10 protein-coding genes and 2 rRNA genes are annotated in these 16,743 nt (G+C 46.1%); 9 read left to right on the top strand and 3 right to left on the bottom strand.

Annotated features, from left to right (window positions below; all coding sequences use genetic code 11):
- Positions 1–107 precede the first annotated feature (107 nt).
- The 4 genes from sps_RS26720 to sps_RS26705 all read left to right on the top strand — a co-directional run bounded on the left by sps_RS26720 (position 108) and on the right by sps_RS26705 (position 6,330).
- Positions 108–3,012 (top strand): 23S ribosomal RNA (locus tag sps_RS26720).
- Positions 3,013–3,238: 226 nt separating this feature from the next.
- Positions 3,239–3,354: ribosomal RNA gene (gene rrf / locus sps_RS26715) — 5S ribosomal RNA — on the top strand.
- 179 nt (positions 3,355–3,533) lie between these two features.
- Positions 3,534–4,566, top strand: a protein-coding gene (locus tag sps_RS26710) for an IS630 family transposase (RefSeq protein ID WP_169915950.1) whose coding sequence is annotated in 2 segments (ribosomal slippage) — positions 3,534–4,000 and positions 3,999–4,566 — 1,035 coding nt in all. Because the reading frame shifts where the segments join, the coding sequence is not laid out codon by codon here.
- Between the two features lie 489 nt (positions 4,567–5,055).
- Positions 5,056–6,330, top strand: a complete 1,275-nt coding sequence (locus tag sps_RS26705) for a CinA family nicotinamide mononucleotide deamidase-related protein (protein WP_077755279.1) — start codon at positions 5,056–5,058, stop codon at positions 6,328–6,330.
- Between the two features lie 68 nt (positions 6,331–6,398).
- Here the strand turns inward: sps_RS26705 and sps_RS26700 are convergent, their stop codons facing one another.
- The 3 genes from sps_RS26700 to argE all read right to left on the bottom strand — a co-directional run bounded on the left by sps_RS26700 (position 6,399) and on the right by argE (position 10,879).
- Complete coding sequence (locus sps_RS26700) at positions 6,399–6,941, bottom strand: YceB family lipoprotein (protein ID WP_077755278.1); 543 nt, start codon at positions 6,939–6,941, stop codon at positions 6,399–6,401.
- A complete protein-coding gene (gene ppc / locus sps_RS26695) occupies positions 6,941–9,574 on the bottom strand; it encodes a phosphoenolpyruvate carboxylase (RefSeq protein ID WP_077755277.1) in 2,634 nt (877 codons plus the stop codon). Before ppc ends, sps_RS26700 begins: the two co-directional genes overlap by 1 nt.
- Positions 9,575–9,727: 153 nt before the next feature.
- A complete protein-coding gene (gene argE, locus sps_RS26690; protein WP_077755276.1) occupies positions 9,728–10,879 on the bottom strand; it encodes an acetylornithine deacetylase in 1,152 nt (383 codons plus the stop codon).
- Positions 10,880–11,156: 277 nt separating this feature from the next.
- On the opposite strand from argE, the gene argC reads away from it, so the two are divergent.
- From argC to argH, 5 genes are all read left to right on the top strand, one after another.
- On the top strand, positions 11,157–12,137 hold the full coding sequence (argC, locus tag sps_RS26685; RefSeq protein ID WP_077755275.1) for an N-acetyl-gamma-glutamyl-phosphate reductase: 981 nt from the start codon (positions 11,157–11,159) through the stop codon (positions 12,135–12,137).
- Positions 12,138–12,160: 23 nt separating this feature from the next.
- A complete protein-coding gene (argB, locus tag sps_RS26680; RefSeq protein WP_077755274.1) occupies positions 12,161–12,946 on the top strand; it encodes an acetylglutamate kinase in 786 nt (261 codons plus the stop codon).
- 102 nt (positions 12,947–13,048) lie between these two features.
- Positions 13,049–13,957 (top strand): ornithine carbamoyltransferase, encoded by a 909-nt coding sequence (locus tag sps_RS26675; protein ID WP_077755273.1) that lies wholly within the window; start codon positions 13,049–13,051, stop codon positions 13,955–13,957.
- Positions 13,958–14,024: 67 nt separating this feature from the next.
- On the top strand, positions 14,025–15,248 hold the full coding sequence (locus sps_RS26670) for an argininosuccinate synthase (protein WP_077755272.1): 1,224 nt from the start codon (positions 14,025–14,027) through the stop codon (positions 15,246–15,248).
- A 71-nt stretch (positions 15,249–15,319) separates the two neighbouring features.
- The gene (argH, locus tag sps_RS26665; protein WP_077755271.1) at positions 15,320–16,687 is read left to right on the top strand and encodes an argininosuccinate lyase; all 1,368 of its coding nucleotides are present in this window, start codon (positions 15,320–15,322) and stop codon (positions 16,685–16,687) included.
- The last annotated feature ends 56 nt before the right edge of the window (positions 16,688–16,743 follow it).

Genomic DNA, 16,743 nt, shown 5'->3' with positions numbered 1-16,743 from the left:
ATTATAGATTCTTGTAAGAAAAGGTCTTTAACGATTGAGTCATGAGTATTCTTTTGGCGAAAGTAAACACCATTAGTTGCGATACAACAAACTTATGTGGGTTGTATGGTTAAGTGACTAAGCGTATACGGTGGATGCCTTGGCAGTCAGAGGCGATGAAGGACGTAGTAACTTGCGAAAAGCGTTGGCGAGCTAGTAACAAGCATTTGAGCTAACGATGTCCGAATGGGGAAACCCACTCACATAAGTGAGTATCACTACATGAATACATAGTGTAGTGAGGCAAACCCGGGGAACTGAAACATCTAAGTACCCGGAGGAAAAGAAATCAACCGAGATTCCCCTAGTAGCGGCGAGCGAACGGGGATTAGCCCTTAAGTCTATAGGGTGTTAGTGGAATGAGTTGGAAAGCTCAGCGGCACAGGGTGATAGCCCCGTACATGAAAACTAACTATAGATGAAAACGAGTAGGACGGGACACGTGACATCTTGTCTGAACATGGGGGGACCATCCTCCAAGGCTAAATACTCCTGACTGACCGATAGTGAACCAGTACCGTGAGGGAAAGGCGAAAAGAACCCCTGTGAGGGGAGTGAAATAGAACCTGAAACCGTATACGTACAAGCAGTGGGAGCGGTTCTTGAGACCGTGACTGCGTACCTTTTGTATAATGGGTCAGCGACTTACATTTTGTAGCGAGGTTAAGCGAATAGCGGAGCCGTAGGGAAACCGAGTGTTAACTGCGCGTTTAGTTGCAAGGTGTAGACCCGAAACCCGGTGATCTATCCATGGGCAGGTTGAAGGTTGAGTAACATCAACTGGAGGACCGAACCGACTTATGTTGAAAAATGAGCGGATGACTTGTGGATGGGGGTGAAAGGCCAATCAAACCGGGAGATATCTGGTTCTCCTCGAAAGCTATTTAGGTAGCGCCTCGAGCGAATACCATTGGGGGTAGAGCACTGTTAAGGCTAGGGGGTCATCCCGACTTACCAACCCTTTGCAAACTCCGAATACCAATGAGTACTACTCGGGAGACACACGGCGGGTGCTAACGTCCGTCGTGAAAAGGGAAACAACCCAGACCATCAGCTAAGGTCCCAAAGTTATTGCTAAGTGGGAAACGATGTGGGAAGGCTTAGACAGCTAGGAAGTTGGCTTAGAAGCAGCCATCTTTTAAAGAAAGCGTAATAGCTCACTAGTCGAGTCGGCCTGCGCGGAAGATTTAACGGGGCTAAGCAATACACCGAAGCTATGGGTACTAGTGCTTGCACTAGTGCGGTAGAGGAGCGTTCTGTAAGCCGTTGAAGGCGAAGGGGTAACCCACGCTGGAGGTATCAGAAGTGCGAATGCTGACATGAGTAACGATAAAGGGAGTGAAAAACTCCCTCGCCGAAAGACCAAGGTTTCCTGTCCAATGTTAATCAGGGCAGGGTAAGTCGACCCCTAAGGTGAGGCCGAAAGGCGTAATCGATGGGAAACAGGTTAATATTCCTGTACTTCTACTAACTGCGATGGAGAGACGGAGAAGGCTAGGCTAGCGCGGCGTTGGTTGTCCGCGTTTAAGGTTGTAGGTTGTATTCTTAGGCAAATCCGGGAATACGCATTAAATTGCAAGACTGAGGACTGATGACGAGACCCTAAGGGGTTGAAGTAGTTGATGCCATGCTTCCAGGAAAATCTTCTAAGCTTCAGGTTAGTAGGAATCGTACCCCAAACCGACACAGGTGGTTGGGTAGAGAATACCAAGGCGCTTGAGAGAACTCGGCTGAAGGAACTAGGCAAAATGGTACCGTAACTTCGGGAGAAGGTACGCTGCCGGCGGTGATGGGACTTGCTCCTTAAGCTGCTGGCAGTCGCAGATACCAGGTGGCTGCAACTGTTTATCAAAAACACAGTACTGTGCAAACTCGCAAGAGGAAGTATACGGTATGACGCCTGCCCGGTGCCGGAAGGTTAATTGATTGGGTTATCTTCGGAGAAGCTCATGATCGAAGCCCCGGTAAACGGCGGCCGTAACTATAACGGTCCTAAGGTAGCGAAATTCCTTGTCGGGTAAGTTCCGACCTGCACGAATGGCGTAATGATGGCCACGCTGTCTCCAGCCGAGACTCAGTGAAGTTGAAATTGCGGTGAAGATGCCGTATACCCGCGGCTAGACGGAAAGACCCCGTGCACCTTTACTATAGCTTGGCACTGAACATTGAACCTACATGTGTAGGATAGGTGGGAGACTTTGAAGTTGGGACGCTAGTTCTGATGGAGTCAACCTTGAAATACCACCCTTGTAGTTTTGATGTTCTAACTCTGGCCCCTGAATCGGGGTTGAGGACAGTGCCTGGTGGGTAGTTTGACTGGGGCGGTCTCCTCCCAAAGAGTAACGGAGGAGCACGAAGGTTGGCTAAGTACGGTCGGACATCGTACGGTTAGTGCAATGGCATAAGCCAGCTTAACTGCGAGACATACACGTCGAGCAGGTACGAAAGTAGGTCATAGTGATCCGGTGGTTCTGTATGGAAGGGCCATCGCTCAACGGATAAAAGGTACGCCGGGGATAACAGGCTGATACCGCCCAAGAGTTCATATCGACGGCGGTGTTTGGCACCTCGATGTCGGCTCATCACATCCTGGGGCTGAAGTCGGTCCCAAGGGTATGGCTGTTCGCCATTTAAAGTGGTACGCGAGCTGGGTTCAGAACGTCGTGAGACAGTTCGGTCCCTATCTGCCGTGGGCGTTGGATGATTGAAGGAAGCTGCTCCTAGTACGAGAGGACCGGAGTGGACGAACCGCTGGTGTTCGGGTTGTTATGCCAATAGCATTGCCCGGTAGCTACGTTCGGAATCGATAACCGCTGAAAGCATCTAAGCGGGAAGCGAGTCCTAAGATGAGTCATCCCTAGGAATTTAATTCCTCTAAAGAGCCGTTCGAGACTAGGACGTTGATAGGCAGGGTGTGTAAGCGTTGTGAGGCGTTGAGCTAACCTGTACTAATGACTCGTGAGGCTTAACCATACAACCCAGATGGGTTTGTAGCGTTAATGTTGATTACTTTACAAGCACAAAAGAATACGAACTTGATTTAAGTTGGTCATAAAATGCTTCTGTATTTATGACATAGAGTACATCCGTGTACCAGACCCAATTATTTAACGCTATTTAGACGATTTCTGAATAGCCAGCTTTCTAAATTCTTTTACCTTTAGCTTTTTTTAAAAGCTGAAAGTAATCGCCAAATTAGTCTGGAAACCATAGCATTGTGGCCCCACCTGAACCCATCTCGAACTCAGAAGTGAAACACAATTGCGCCGATGGTAGTGTGGGGTCTCCCCATGTGAGAGTAGGTCATTTCCAGGCGCCTAATTAAGTAGAGAAGCCACCTGAATAAGGTGGCTTTTTTGCGTCTGGGGCTTTGTTAAATTATTAACTTTACGCCTCGAATTTACCTGTGCTGATAACAGGTGGCTTATCCACTTATACCAATCAGTAATGAGTTGTGATCTAATATAGGTATCGCAAATAACCCGTATCTCCGTTTGAAAAACTATACCGCTGAAGAGATTTTAATCTTATCTAGAGCAGAAAAAGAGCCGCGTAAACGGATCCGATTACTGGCAGTAGCCTTATTCCTAGAGGGGCATAGCCGAACAGATGTCGCCGAGAGACTAAAAGTAGCCCGTGGCAGTGTTAACGCCTGGGTAGCAAAATATCTTGCGAGCGGCCCCAAAGGATTAGATGCCAAAAAGAATAAGGGCCGTGATAGCTACCTCACCTCAAGCCAAAAGCAGCAACTAAGTGCATATATAGAAGAACAAAGCATGAGTTCCTCTGGAGGCAGACTGACAGGTGACGCTATCCTAAAATATATTCAGCTACGCTTTAATGTCGACTACCACCCGAATGCGATTTACAAACTACTGGAACAGTTAAGTTTTAGCTGGATAACTAGTCGTTCTAAGCATCCAAAGCAATCACCTGAAGCCCAAATGGCTTTTAAAAAAGTTCCAACTGAAAACGATCCTTAACATCCCTGGTAGTGTGGCGCTTGAACGGGTAGATATTTGGTTTCAGGATGAGGCTCGATTTGGTCAACAAAATAGTACGACACGCTTGTGGGCGAGAAAAGGGACGCGTCCAAGAGCTGTGCGTCAGCAGCAATTTGAATATGTCCATTTCTTTGGTGCTGTTTGCCCACAAACAGGAGAGACTGAAGCGATAATTACGCCATACCTAAGTAAGGACATTATGCATCAACATCTATCACTGATATCCCAAAGAACAAAGGCTGGTCGACATGCTGTTGTTGTGATGGATGGTGCAGGTTGGCATACCGATGTTATAGCGGATGAATTTAATAATCTAAGTATCATCAAGTTACTTCCGTACTCACCAGAGCTAAACCCAATAGAACAAGTATGGAGTTGGTTACGACAACATCACCTTGCTAATCGCAGTTTCAAAGGTTACGAGGATATAGTGGATGCCTGTTCGATTGCTTGGAACAGTTTCATTAGTGATACAAAAAGAGTGGTGTCACTATGCCGAAGGGACTGGGCAATAATGACTTAATGTTAAGATGGAATGGTATTAAGCACGTACGTGCAATGGCGACTCCCGATGTCGCCGCGTCGCTGAGCGGGCTCTCCCGCTACGAAACGAAGTTTCTCCGCGTTCAATTAGGGCTGAATACTGCGTATTCAAAGCGTCGTAATTTCACCCCCATGTGCCCACTTCGTGGATCGAGTAGGTCATTTCCAGGCGCACCTCGTGGGTTATAGGCTGATATCGCTGCGTTTAGCAAATGAAGTTTGATGCTGCGGTAATGTCCACAGCTTGACCATTGGAAGGCGCCTCCTTTTTTTGTTCCGAACTACATAATGCTATGAATTTTCTCCGCCCTTATATATTTGCATTTCATCAATCTAGCTGATCTATTAAATCTCTCTATTTTTTAATGAACATATTTAGACTCAATTAAATCTTTAGGGGGGTCTTGCTATTGATAGTGGGCTTGTTACTTTAGCTGCTATTAATGGATTGCTGGTTTAAGGTGTATCGATGAAGCTAGAGATGATATGTACGGGTGAAGAAGTGTTAGCTGGTCAGATAGTTGATAGCAATGCCGCCTGGTTTGCTAACATTCTTATGGAGAAGGGAATTGAATGTCAGCGTCGAGTTACTGTCGGCGATCGCCTAGAAGATCTTGTTGCTGTATTTAAAGAGCGAAGCTTGGAGGCCGATATCATCATGGTGAACGGCGGCTTAGGGCCGACGAGTGATGATCTTTCGACTGAAGCAATGGCTATTGCGATGGGAGTTCCTTTGATCGAAAATAAGGAGTGGCGAACTAAGCTCGAAGCTTGGTTTACTCGTAATAGCCGGGTGATGGCCGAAAGTAATCTAAAACAAACTTTACTTCCAGAAACTGCAATAATGATAGATAACCCTGTCGGTACAGCTTGTGGCTTCGCCGTAAAGTTCAATCGTGCCTGGTTGTTCTTTACTCCTGGGGTGCCATTTGAATTTAAACGCATGGTGACTGAGCAGTTCATCCCCTTCGTTGAGGAGAGGTTTGTGGCTTCGACTTCGGTTGCTTTGAAGAAGCTGTTAACTCTGGGCAGCGGTGAGTCTGCACTCGCAGATAGATTGGAGGCTATTCCTTTACCTGAAGGGATAACCTTAGGTTACCGTTCTTATATGCCTTATATCGAGATCAAGCTATTTGCTCGAGGTGCAACGGCTATCACTTCTTTGCCTAGAATTGAAACTGAGATCAAGGCGTTATTGGGTAATGCGGTTGTGGCAGAAAATGTCACGACACTGGATAAAGAGATCCACAATAAATTAGTAAGCTCGGGACTCAGCCTAAGCGTTGCTGAGTCATGTACCGGTGGCATGATCACCAGTGGCTTGGTTGCATTTCCTGGTAGCTCCTCTTACCTACATCATGGTTTAGTGACTTATAGCAATGAGGCTAAGGTTAAAGTACTCGGGGTCAACCCTCAGACCCTGGATGATTACGGTGCAGTGTCCATTTCAACTGTTGAAGAGATGGCCAAGGGAGCTCGTAATATACTAGGCAGTGATTATGCACTTGCGACCAGTGGTATTGCTGGTCCGGAAGGGGGAACGAAAGATAAACCAGTTGGGACTGTAGCGATAGCATTGGCAACTAAATACGGTGTACATAGCCAGATGCTAAAACTGCCGAGTCGTTCACGAGCATTAGTGAGGACATTGAGTACGGCAGTGGCTTATGACATGCTTAGGCGTGAACTCTTAGGTGAGGCTGTTATCGTGGATTACTCGTCTTTTAGCAGATTTAGTAAATAGCTAGTAGGCTAATAAAAATACACTGCAATCAAGTGAGTCTTGATTGCAGTGTATTTAGAAGATTGAACTTATTCGTCAAATATTAACTGAAGTTTTCCCGGCTGTACCTGGATGCGTTTAGTCATCTCTGCTATGAGTGCCTGATTAGACTTATTGGTATCCAGCACATAGACAGGCTGTGTTTCCAGAAACTGAGTTAAGAAGCGCATCAGTTGGGGAGAAAACTGTTGGATGGCCTTATCGAAATCTTTGGGGCTAGATTTAACTTCGACTAGCTTAAGTTCTCTTAGATAGACGCTATGGTTTGTAGCGTCATACCAAGGTTTTGCCTCAAAGGTTGCTTCCAATTCAGCTTTGAATGGCATCAAGGGGTTACGAACCTTGATAACACTCGTTGCCGAGACCGCCATAATATCTGTTTTATGCCCCAATTCTACATCGATATTATTGATGCGCATACCGATTCCAAAGAGTTGATTACCCTCTTTAATTTCAAAATGGATCTCATCCGATAGGTAGTCTTCTAATTCAGTCTCTGTGATGCTGTATTGACTGACGCAGCCAGTCAAAAACAGCAATACAAAGCTAAGAGTAAAGCTTAGTATTTTCATCAGCCGGTGTTTCTCATGCCAGCAGCAACACCAGCGATGGTTAACATTAAGGCCAGTTCAACATTAGCAGAGGCATCTTCTTTACGTGTCCTCGCTAACAGCTCCGCCTGCATAAAGTTCAGTGGATCGATATAGGGATTACGTAAAGTAATCGATTCTTTGTTCCATGGGGTGTGGGACATCAAGGTATCGGATTGAGTCAGCTCTAATACGGCTTTAACCCCAGTCGCCAGTCTTTCACGTAATGCTTCGCCAAGATGATGAAGATTCTCCGGTACCAGACAGGTTTCGTAATACTTAGCTAAGTTTGGCTCGGCCTTAGCGTAAACCATCTCTAGCATTGATATGCGAGTCTTAAAGAAGGGCCACTCTTGCTCCATCTCCTGTAATAAGGACATATCTCCCCTATCGATTGAAGCCTGAAGTGCCTCGCCTGCGCCTAGCCAAGCGGGAAGCATCAAGCGGTTCTGCGACCAGGCAAAGATCCAGGGAATCGCTCGTAGGCTTTCGATACCTCCATCAACCTTACGTTTTGCAGGGCGACTTCCTAGAGGTAATTTTCCTAGCTCTACTTCGGGAGTTGCGGCTCGAAAGTATGCTACAAAATCTGGTTCTTCTCTGACTATTGAACGATAGGCTTTTACCGACTCCTCGGCTAGCCTTTGTATGCAGGCGCGCCATTCAGGTTTAGGCTCAGGTGGTGGAAGTAAGGTCGCTTCCATCACTGCTGAGGTGTATAAGGCTAGACTCTGAACAGCCAATTTAGGTAGGCCAAACTTGAAGCGGATCATTTCACCTTGCTCGGTGACGCGGATGCGGCCATCTACAGATCCGGGAGGTTGTGACAGAATCGCTTCATGTGCCGGCCCGCCACCACGTCCAATTGTGCCGCCTCGTCCATGAAACAGGGTGAGCTTAACATCGGCTTGCCGGCTTATTTCAACCAGTTGCTCCTGAGCATGGTATTGAGCCCATGCCGCAGCCATCACGCCGGCGTCTTTGGCTGAATCTGAATAGCCGATCATTATCTCTTGATGGCCTTTGGTATATCCACGGTACCAATCGATGGCGAAGAGTGCTGACATACAAGTTGCTGCATTATTGAGATCGTCCAGAGTCTCAAACAGTGGCACCACTCGCATTGGATGAGGGCAACCAGTTTCTTTGAGTAGTAGCAAGACGGTAAGTACATCCGATGGCTTGCTGGCCATAGATATTACATAGGAACCGAGAGCTTTTGCAGGTTGAGTTGCTATCAATCGACAAGTGCTTATGACTTCGGCGACATTGGCACTCGGTTGCCAATTCGTGGGGATTAACGGACGTTTACTGGTGAGCTCTCTTAAAAGGAAGGCTTGTTTCTCATTTTCATCCCAGTGGTCGAAGTCCCCCATACCCAGATAGCGGGTCAATTCGGCAATAACGTCACTGTGGCGCTCGGCATCCTGGCGGATATCGAGTCTGAGCATATGTATACCAAAACAGGCGATACGACGTAGCATATCTAATAGAAGGCCATTTGCAATAAGGCTCATGCCCGTATCGGACAGACTCTTGTATAGCATCATCAGAGGCTCTTTGAGATCATTCTCATGCCAGATGATGGAGCTGTGCTCCACTTCAGGATTATGTCCTTCGAGGCGCTCATTGAGGTAGTCTATGGTATTACGCAGTTTAACTCTGAGCTCACGTAGCACATCTCTATAGGGCTCGTGACTATTGTTAGTTAACGCGGATAGTTCATTGTTAGCCTCTTCCATTGAGAGGTCATTGACCAATAAAACGATATCTTTGAGATATAAACGTGCCGCAGTGTGACGGTTTCTGTCTAATACTTCCTGTGTGACGACTGCTGTGACAAACGGGTTACCATCACGATCTCCACCCATCCAACTGGAGAATCGTACCGGTGCAATGTCTATGGGTAGTTGCTTGCCGGTACGCTCTTCTACTTGCTCATTGAGCTGCCTGAGAAAGTCCGGAATAGCTTGCCAGAGAGAGACTTCTATGGTGCTAAGTCCCCATCTGGCCTCATCTACCGGGGTTGGTCGCTCGTGGCGTATCTCATTGGTATGCCAGATTTGGGCGATGAGCTGCCTGAGACGCAGATGCTGTTGCTTCTTCTCTCGTTCGGTAAGTCGTGGGTTTTCAAGGGCCGCGAGACTATCGATAACCGATGAATATTTCTGGATCAGGGTTCGACGTGATATCTCTGTAGGATGAGCGGTCAATACCAGATCAATATCGAGATTTTGCAGGCAATCTAGCATCTTCTCTTGATCGATATTGCTGCTCAATACTCTACCAAGTAACTGCTCTACCGGATCGGGTACGCATACTAGTTCATCACAATTACGGCTGATGGTATGGAATTGCTCGGCGATATTGGCCAAATTAAGGAATTGGTTGAATGCCTTCGCAAAGGGAACTAATTCATCGTCTGGGAGTGCGGTTAGCAGCTTGAGCATCTCATCTCGAGCGGCTTCATCTCCTTGTCTGGAGCTTTTAGCTAATTGACGGATCTGCTCTATTTTATCGAGAAAAGCGTCATCTAAATTGGTGCGAATGGTCTCACCTAAAATCTGTCCTAAGGTACCCACGTTAGACCTTAAAGACGCATACATATCAGTCATACTTGCTCCATATCTAATTACGCCAATCAATCACAATACCTAGGGTTAACGGCTTAGGTCAACATAGATAGCTTAGATATTGTGAGCTTATGTGTGCCATATCACTCAAGATTGGAATAACAACTTAGTCTTGAGTCATATGTGCAAGAGAGCCTACTTAATGCAGGCGTGATAAATGAGCTGCTTGAGCAGTTCGACGGTTTGCTGCAAGTAGGCAGTATCAAGAAATTCATCGGGTTGGTGAGCCTGCTCGATGCTACCAGGACCTAAGACCAAGGTCTGGCAGCCCAGTTTGGAAATATAGGGGGCTTCAGTCGCGTAGTTAACGACTTCAGGTTGGCTTGAAGATAGCTCTGCCACTAGTTTGCTCCAGCTACTTTCTGCGTTGTCGGCGAAAGGTTCTGAGCCTGGATAGAGTGGGGCAACCTGAATGCTACCGGGATGTTGGCTGCTGATAGGTTCGAGGTAATTAAGAACTAACTGTTCGAGTTCTTCAAGTGCCAATCCTGGGAGTGGACGAATATCGATATGGAGATCACAGCAGCCACAAATACGGTTTGCCGCATCGCCGCCATGTACGTGACCAAAATTCATCGTCGGATAAGGTACGCTAAATGCGTCTTCACGATAGTTGTCGGCTAGATGTTGTTTGAGCTTCAGTAGTTGCCCCATTACTTGATGCATTATTTCTATGGCATTGAGGCCTTTCGCAGGATCTGAAGAGTGGCCACTACGACCTGTAACTCTGATCCCTTGGGTCAGATGACCTTTATGCATATAAACGGGTTTTAAGCTGGTTGGCTCGCCGATAATGGCGTAATCGGGGGAGATTGACTTTGCCTCGGCAAAGGCTTTAGCCCCATTCATGGTTGTTTCTTCATCGGCACTGGCCAGAATATGCAGAGGGCGTTTGAACTTTTCAAGGGGCATATCTTTTAAGGCTTCGATTATGAGGGCAAAGAATCCCTTCATATCGCATGTTCCGAGACCGTACCAGCGGTTATCTTTCTCCGTTAGGGTAAATGGATCTTGGCTCCAACGACCTTCATCGAAGGGGACAGTGTCTGTGTGACCGGCGAGCAGAAGACCACCACTACCAGTACCAAAAGAAGCGATTAAGTTATGCTTATTACGAGAGTTAGGTACGGATTGAACCTTACATTGAAAGCCTAAATCATCGAACCAGGTATGCAATAGATCGATCACGCCTTGGTTACTCATATCTTGTTCGGCTTCGAGAGCGCTAATCGAAGGTGTAGCGATGAGCTGAGTAAAACTCGTTTTCAGATCTGGAATTTGTGTCATATCTCACCTGTAAAATATATATTCAAATATATATTCAAATATATTGCATAAATAATTGGCTGTGCTAGTCTAGCAAACAGCTAAGGCGAGTACCAGAATACAGTGCTATTTATTGAGAGTAAAAATGATAATTTCATACACTAAAATTAACAAAAAGGTCACATCAACAGACTTCCTGCGACGATAAACTTGTCAACATTGGTATTTCTACCAGGGCTTAAGTTGTGCCCCCTCTTTTTTCCTTTTATCTCGTTCAAAAATTAAGAAGTCATAGATTATGAAAAGCATTGCTATTATCGGCGCTAGTGGTTACACGGGCGCACAGATCACCTCTCTTATTGATGCCGATGTAAACTTAACTATTCAAGGTCTGTATGTTTCTGAGAATAGTTTAGATAAAGGTAAACTATTATCTGAGCTATATCCTGTATATAGTCATATCTCATTATACCTATCTCCATTATCACTAGATGCTAAAGAGCTTATTGTTGATCAGGCTGATGCCGTTGTATTAGCGACCGATCATAATGTCAGCTTACACTTGGCGGCTTGGTTTTATGAGCAAGGCCTGGCTGTATTCGATCTAAGCGGTGCCTACAGGTTTGCCGATAAGGCTAATTATCCTAAATGGTACGGGTTTGAGCATGACTATCCTGAAGTGTTATCTAATGCTGTTTATGGTCTGGCTGAGTGGAATAGTGCCGAGATAGCCGACAGTAAGATGATCGCCGTCCCAGGGTGTTATCCAACGGCATCTCTCACCGCTTTAAAACCATTAGCAAGTTTGCTAACCAGAACTTTGCCTGTGATTAATGCCGTTAGCGGTGTCACTGGAGCCGGTAGAAAGGCACAACTTCAAACCAGTTTTTGCGAAGTGAGTCTAACGCCCTATGGTGTTTTGGGCCACAGGCACCAGCCTGAAATTGCAACTCAGCTAGGTCAGGAAGTCATCTTTACTCCACATTTAGGTAATTTTAAGCGTGGCATACTCGCGACAATTACCGTACAGCTCGCTCAAGGCACCACTGAAGCCGATATTGCCAAGGCATACTCCTTTTATGATAACGCGCCTCTAGTCACTGTGAAAAACAACCAATTTCCGAAAGTGGACGATGTGGTCAATACACCTAATTGTCATCTGGGATGGAAGTTCGATCCTCAGACTGGTTATCTGGTGGTGGCGAGTGCAATTGATAATTTGATGAAAGGTGCTGCTAGTCAGGCCCATCAGTGCATAAAGATTCATTTCAAATACTAATTTCATTAGGCGAGTAAAGAACTATGTCAACGAGTAATAAAACATTAGTGATTAAAGTTGGTGGTGCCTTGCTGCAGTGTGAGATGGGCATGAATAGGCTGATGGACACCGCAGCTAAGATGATTGCCAGCGGGCAGAAGCTTATCTTGGTACATGGCGGCGGTTGTATAGTTGATGAACAGCTCACGGCTAATGGTATGGAAACTGAAAAATTAGACGGACTAAGGGTGACTCCAGCACAGCAAGTGCCAGTCATAGTGGGGGCATTAGCCGGAACCGCGAATAAATTGTTACAAGCAGCAGCCATAAAAGCCGGTATTTCGGCTATCGGCATGAGCCTAGGCGATGGCAATATAGTAACGGCCAAGATTAAAGATCAAAGGTTAGGTTTTGTCGGTGAAGTGTCACCTAAGAATGCGACTTATCTCGAGTTTATTCTCTCTCAGGGCTGGTTACCTATTGTTAGTTCGATTGCAATCGATGCAAGTGGACAGCAGCTCAACGTCAATGCAGATCAAGCGGCGACCGTGTTGGCTAAACTTGTCGACGGTCAGTTAGTGCTATTGTCCGATGTCTCGGGTGTGCTCGATGGTAAAGGCCAATTAATTAAGAGTCTCAATAGGGCACAGGTAGCAGAACTTACCTATATAGGCGTTATTGAGAAAGGCATGAAAGTGAAGGTCGAGGCCGCATTGGAAGTTGCCGAACTCATGGGCCAGCCAGTACAAGTGGCTTCGTGGAGAAGTGCTGAGCAATTGTTATCCCTGTTAAATGGTCAGCCAGTGGGGACACAAATCCAGCCTAACTGATTTTCACTATTAAATTATTATCAAATTTGAGTGAGCTGTAATGCGGCTAACTGAATAGAATCGTAAGGATTGGATTAAGAAGCCAATCAGAGGAGAGGAACAATGAACCACCTGTTATCGATAAAAGATCTAACTCAAGAGCAACTGAAGAACCTACTGTTTCTGGCGAAAAAAATTAAAGCTAATCCAGCTGAATATCGCCGTGCCTTAGATGGAAAGAGTGTGGTTATGTTATTTGAGAAGCCTTCATTGAGAACGCGTGTTAGTTTCGATATCGGGATTAATAAACTTGGAGGCCATTGTCTCTACCTGGATCAGCAAAATGGGGCTTTGGGTAAGCGTGAGCCGGTATCCGATTTTGCTGCCAATATCTCATGTTGGGCCGATGCGATTGTGGCGAGAACCTTTTTACATTCGACCATTGAAGGGCTAGCAGAGCATGGCAATGTGCCTGTGATTAATGCGTTGTCGGATCTCTACCACCCTTGCCAGGGCTTAGCCGATTTCCTCACTCTTTCTGAGAAGTTTGACGATGTTAGCCAAGTAAAACTCGCTTATGTCGGTGATGGTAATAATGTGACCCATTCATTAATGTTTGGTGCTGCAATCCTCGGAGCTAAGATGACCGTCGTTTGTCCTCCCGGTCATTTTCCTGATGGAGAAGTCGTGGTACAAGCGCAAGAGCTGGCGGCTAAGCATGGTGGGTCTCTGTTGCTGACCTCAGACATTGAGGCGATTGGCGAACAAGATGCTATATACACCGACACCTGGATCTCAATGGGTGACGAAACCGATATGGCTGATATCAAAGCTAAGTTCGATCCATATCAGGTAAATGCTGCTCTGATGGAAAAAGCGGGCGCTAACTTCTTCATGCATTGCTTGCCTGCATATCGTGAAGTTGAGGCTAGTGCAGAGGTGGTCGATGGTGAGGGTTCACTTATTTTACAGCAAGCTGAAAATCGTATGCATGCACAAAATGCCGTACTCGTGACCTTGCTGGGTCAGTAAGAATAGATAACAAATTTATCTCTCATCGAAGTTTCGGTGAGACAGTATTAAGAATTAGGAAATAAAGATGGCGAACCAAACAAAGAAAACAGATGTGAAAAAAGTTGTCCTGGCATATTCGGGCGGACTAGATACCTCGGCAATTATCCCTTGGCTTAAAGAGACCTATGATAATTGCGAGATTATTGCCTTCTGTGCTGATGTGGGTCAGGGAGATGCTGAACTCGAAGGGCTCCATGAGAAGGCGATCGCTTCGGGTGCTTCCGAGTGTTATATCGTCGATCTTAAAGAAGAACTTGTTGCCGATTATATCTATCCAACCATAGCCACAGGCGCTATTTATGAAGGTACTTATTTACTGGGTACTTCAATGGCTAGGCCTATTATTGCTAAAGCTCAGGTGGAAGTTGCACGTAAAGTGGGTGCAGATGCTGTCTGTCATGGTTGTACTGGTAAAGGTAACGATCAGGTGCGTTTCGAAGGTTGCTTCGCCGCGTTAGCGCCGGATCTCAAAGTGATCGCTCCATGGCGTGAGTGGGAGATGGTTAGCCGTGAGGATCTACTCGACTATTTGGCCGAGCGTAATATTGAAACAACCGCTTCTGCAACCAAGATCTACAGTCGTGACGCCAATGCCTGGCATATTTCACACGAAGGTGGCGAGTTGGAAGACCCGTGGAACGAGCCGTCTAAAGGCGTTTGGACCATGACTGTCGCTCCTGAGGATGCGCCAAATGCTCCTGAATACCTAACTTTAGAGCTGGAGCAAGGTAAGATCACTAAAGTTAACGGTGAATCACTTTCTCCATACGCAGCGCTTATGGTATTAAATGAAGTGGCAGGGGCACATGGTGTTGGTAGGATTGATATCACAGAAAACAGGCTGGTCGGCATGAAGTCTCGTGGTTGTTACGAGACTCCTGGTGGAACTGTGATGTTTGCAGCACTTCGCGCAATTGAAGAGCTGGTTCTTGATAAGACGAGCCGTGAGTGGCGTGAGCAAGTTGGCGCGCAGATGGCTCATCTGGTTTATGACGGCCGCTGGTTTACTCCTCTTTGTGAGTCCTTGCTAGCAGCTTCAGTGCCGTTAGCGAACTTAGTTAATGGTGAAGTCGTCATTAAGCTCTATAAGGGGCAAGCTCAAGTGGTGAAGAAGCGCTCACCTAACAGTTTATATTCTGAAGAGTTTGCGACCTTTGGTGCTGATGATGTGTATAACCAAAAAGATGCCGAGGGCTTTATTCGCCTCTACTCGCTTTCTAGTCGTATCAGAGCGCTTAAAGCTCAGTAAACCACAGCAGATTATTTAATTAAAATAAAGGGCGCTAGGCGTCCTTTTTTGTAAAAGATGAGGATACCAGCATGGCATTATGGGGCGGAAGGTTCAGTCAAGAAAGTAGCGCATTGTTTAAGTTATTCAATGATTCACTGCCTGTGGATTACCGTTTAATTGAACAGGATATTATAGGCTCAATAGCTTGGGCTGATGCTATCACTCAGGTTGGCATCTTGACTCAGAATGAGTGCACTCAGTTACAACAGGCATTGAAAGATCTGTTAACCGAAGTTGAAGATAAGCCTGAGCTGATTTTGGCATCGGGTGCCGAAGATATTCATAGCTTCGTCGAGCAATCACTTATTGCTAAAGTAGGGGATCTAGGGAAGAAGTTACATACAGGTCGCTCTCGTAACGACCAGGTGGCAACGGATCTTAAATTATGGTGCAAAAAGGAAGGTCAACAGCAGCTTGTATTGCTAAGGGGGTTGAGGCAAGCGCTTCTTGAACTAGCCCAAAGAGAACTCGATGCTGTTATGCCGGGTTACACTCATCTGCAGCGTGCTCAGCCCATTGTATTCGGTCACTGGTGCCTAGCCTATGTTGAGATGTTTGAGCGTGATATTAGCCGTTTAGAAGATGCACTCAAACGGGCCGATACCTGTCCTTTGGGGACTGGAGCGCTTGCCGGTACAGCATATCCCATGGATAGATATAAGTTAGCCGAGTCATTAGGATTTTCTTCTCCAACCCTTAACAGCTTAGATACTGTATCCGATAGAGATCATGTGGTTGAGATTTGCAGCGATGCTTCAATCAGTATGATGCATCTTAGTCGAATGGCTGAAGATCTTATTTTCTTCAACAGTGGCGAAGCGGGTTTTATCGATTTAGATGATGAAGTGACCTCTGGTTCCTCTCTGATGCCACAAAAGAAAAATCCCGATGCACTAGAGCTCATCCGTGGTAAGACTGGCCGTGTTTACGGCAGCCTGATTGGCATACTTACTACTATGAAGGCACTTCCATTGGCATATAACAAGGATATGCAGGAAGACAAGGAAGGTCTGTTTGATGTTATGGATAGCTGGGCTATCTGTCTCGAGATGGCGGCACTCGTATTGAGCGGTCTTAAGGTTAATCGTGAAAGTACCTTAAGAGCGGCTCAACAAGGCTATGCCAACTCTACCGAATTAGCCGATTACTTAGTTGCTAAGGGAATGCCATTCAGAGAGGCTCATCATGTTGTCGGCGAAGTGGTAGTTAAAGCCATAGCGGACAAAAAACCTTTGGAGGATTTTGCATTAGAAGATCTTCAGGCTTTTTCGGCAATAATCACTGAGGATGTATATGAATGTCTAACCATCGAATCATGTCTTGCTAAAAGAGAAGCTTTAGGTGGTACATCACTTCCACAGGTTAACGCTGCCTTAGCGGCTAAATTAGCTGGATGAATAGGCATACGAAACGAAAAATAAAATATATTTCGTTTTTGTCAAAAATAAGTCAC

Origin of the sequence: Shewanella psychrophila (genome assembly GCF_002005305.1) — a bacterium.
Taxonomy (GTDB): Bacteria; Pseudomonadota; Gammaproteobacteria; order Enterobacterales; family Shewanellaceae; genus Shewanella; species Shewanella psychrophila.
This window is presented reverse-complemented; position numbering and strand designations above follow the sequence as displayed.

Coding starts and splice junctions, on each gene's coding strand:
- sps_RS26705 (WP_077755279.1), top strand. CDS start 5,056: ATGAAGCTAGAGATGATATGTACGGGTGAAGAAGTGTTAGCTGGTCAG.
- sps_RS26700 (WP_077755278.1), bottom strand. CDS start 6,941: ATGAAAATACTAAGCTTTACTCTTAGCTTTGTATTGCTGTTTTTGACT.
- ppc (WP_077755277.1), bottom strand. CDS start 9,574: ATGACTGATATGTATGCGTCTTTAAGGTCTAACGTGGGTACCTTAGGA.
- argE (WP_077755276.1), bottom strand. CDS start 10,879: ATGACACAAATTCCAGATCTGAAAACGAGTTTTACTCAGCTCATCGCT.
- argC (WP_077755275.1), top strand. CDS start 11,157: ATGAAAAGCATTGCTATTATCGGCGCTAGTGGTTACACGGGCGCACAG.
- argB (WP_077755274.1), top strand. CDS start 12,161: ATGTCAACGAGTAATAAAACATTAGTGATTAAAGTTGGTGGTGCCTTG.
- sps_RS26675 (WP_077755273.1), top strand. CDS start 13,049: ATGAACCACCTGTTATCGATAAAAGATCTAACTCAAGAGCAACTGAAG.
- sps_RS26670 (WP_077755272.1), top strand. CDS start 14,025: ATGGCGAACCAAACAAAGAAAACAGATGTGAAAAAAGTTGTCCTGGCA.
- argH (WP_077755271.1), top strand. CDS start 15,320: ATGGCATTATGGGGCGGAAGGTTCAGTCAAGAAAGTAGCGCATTGTTT.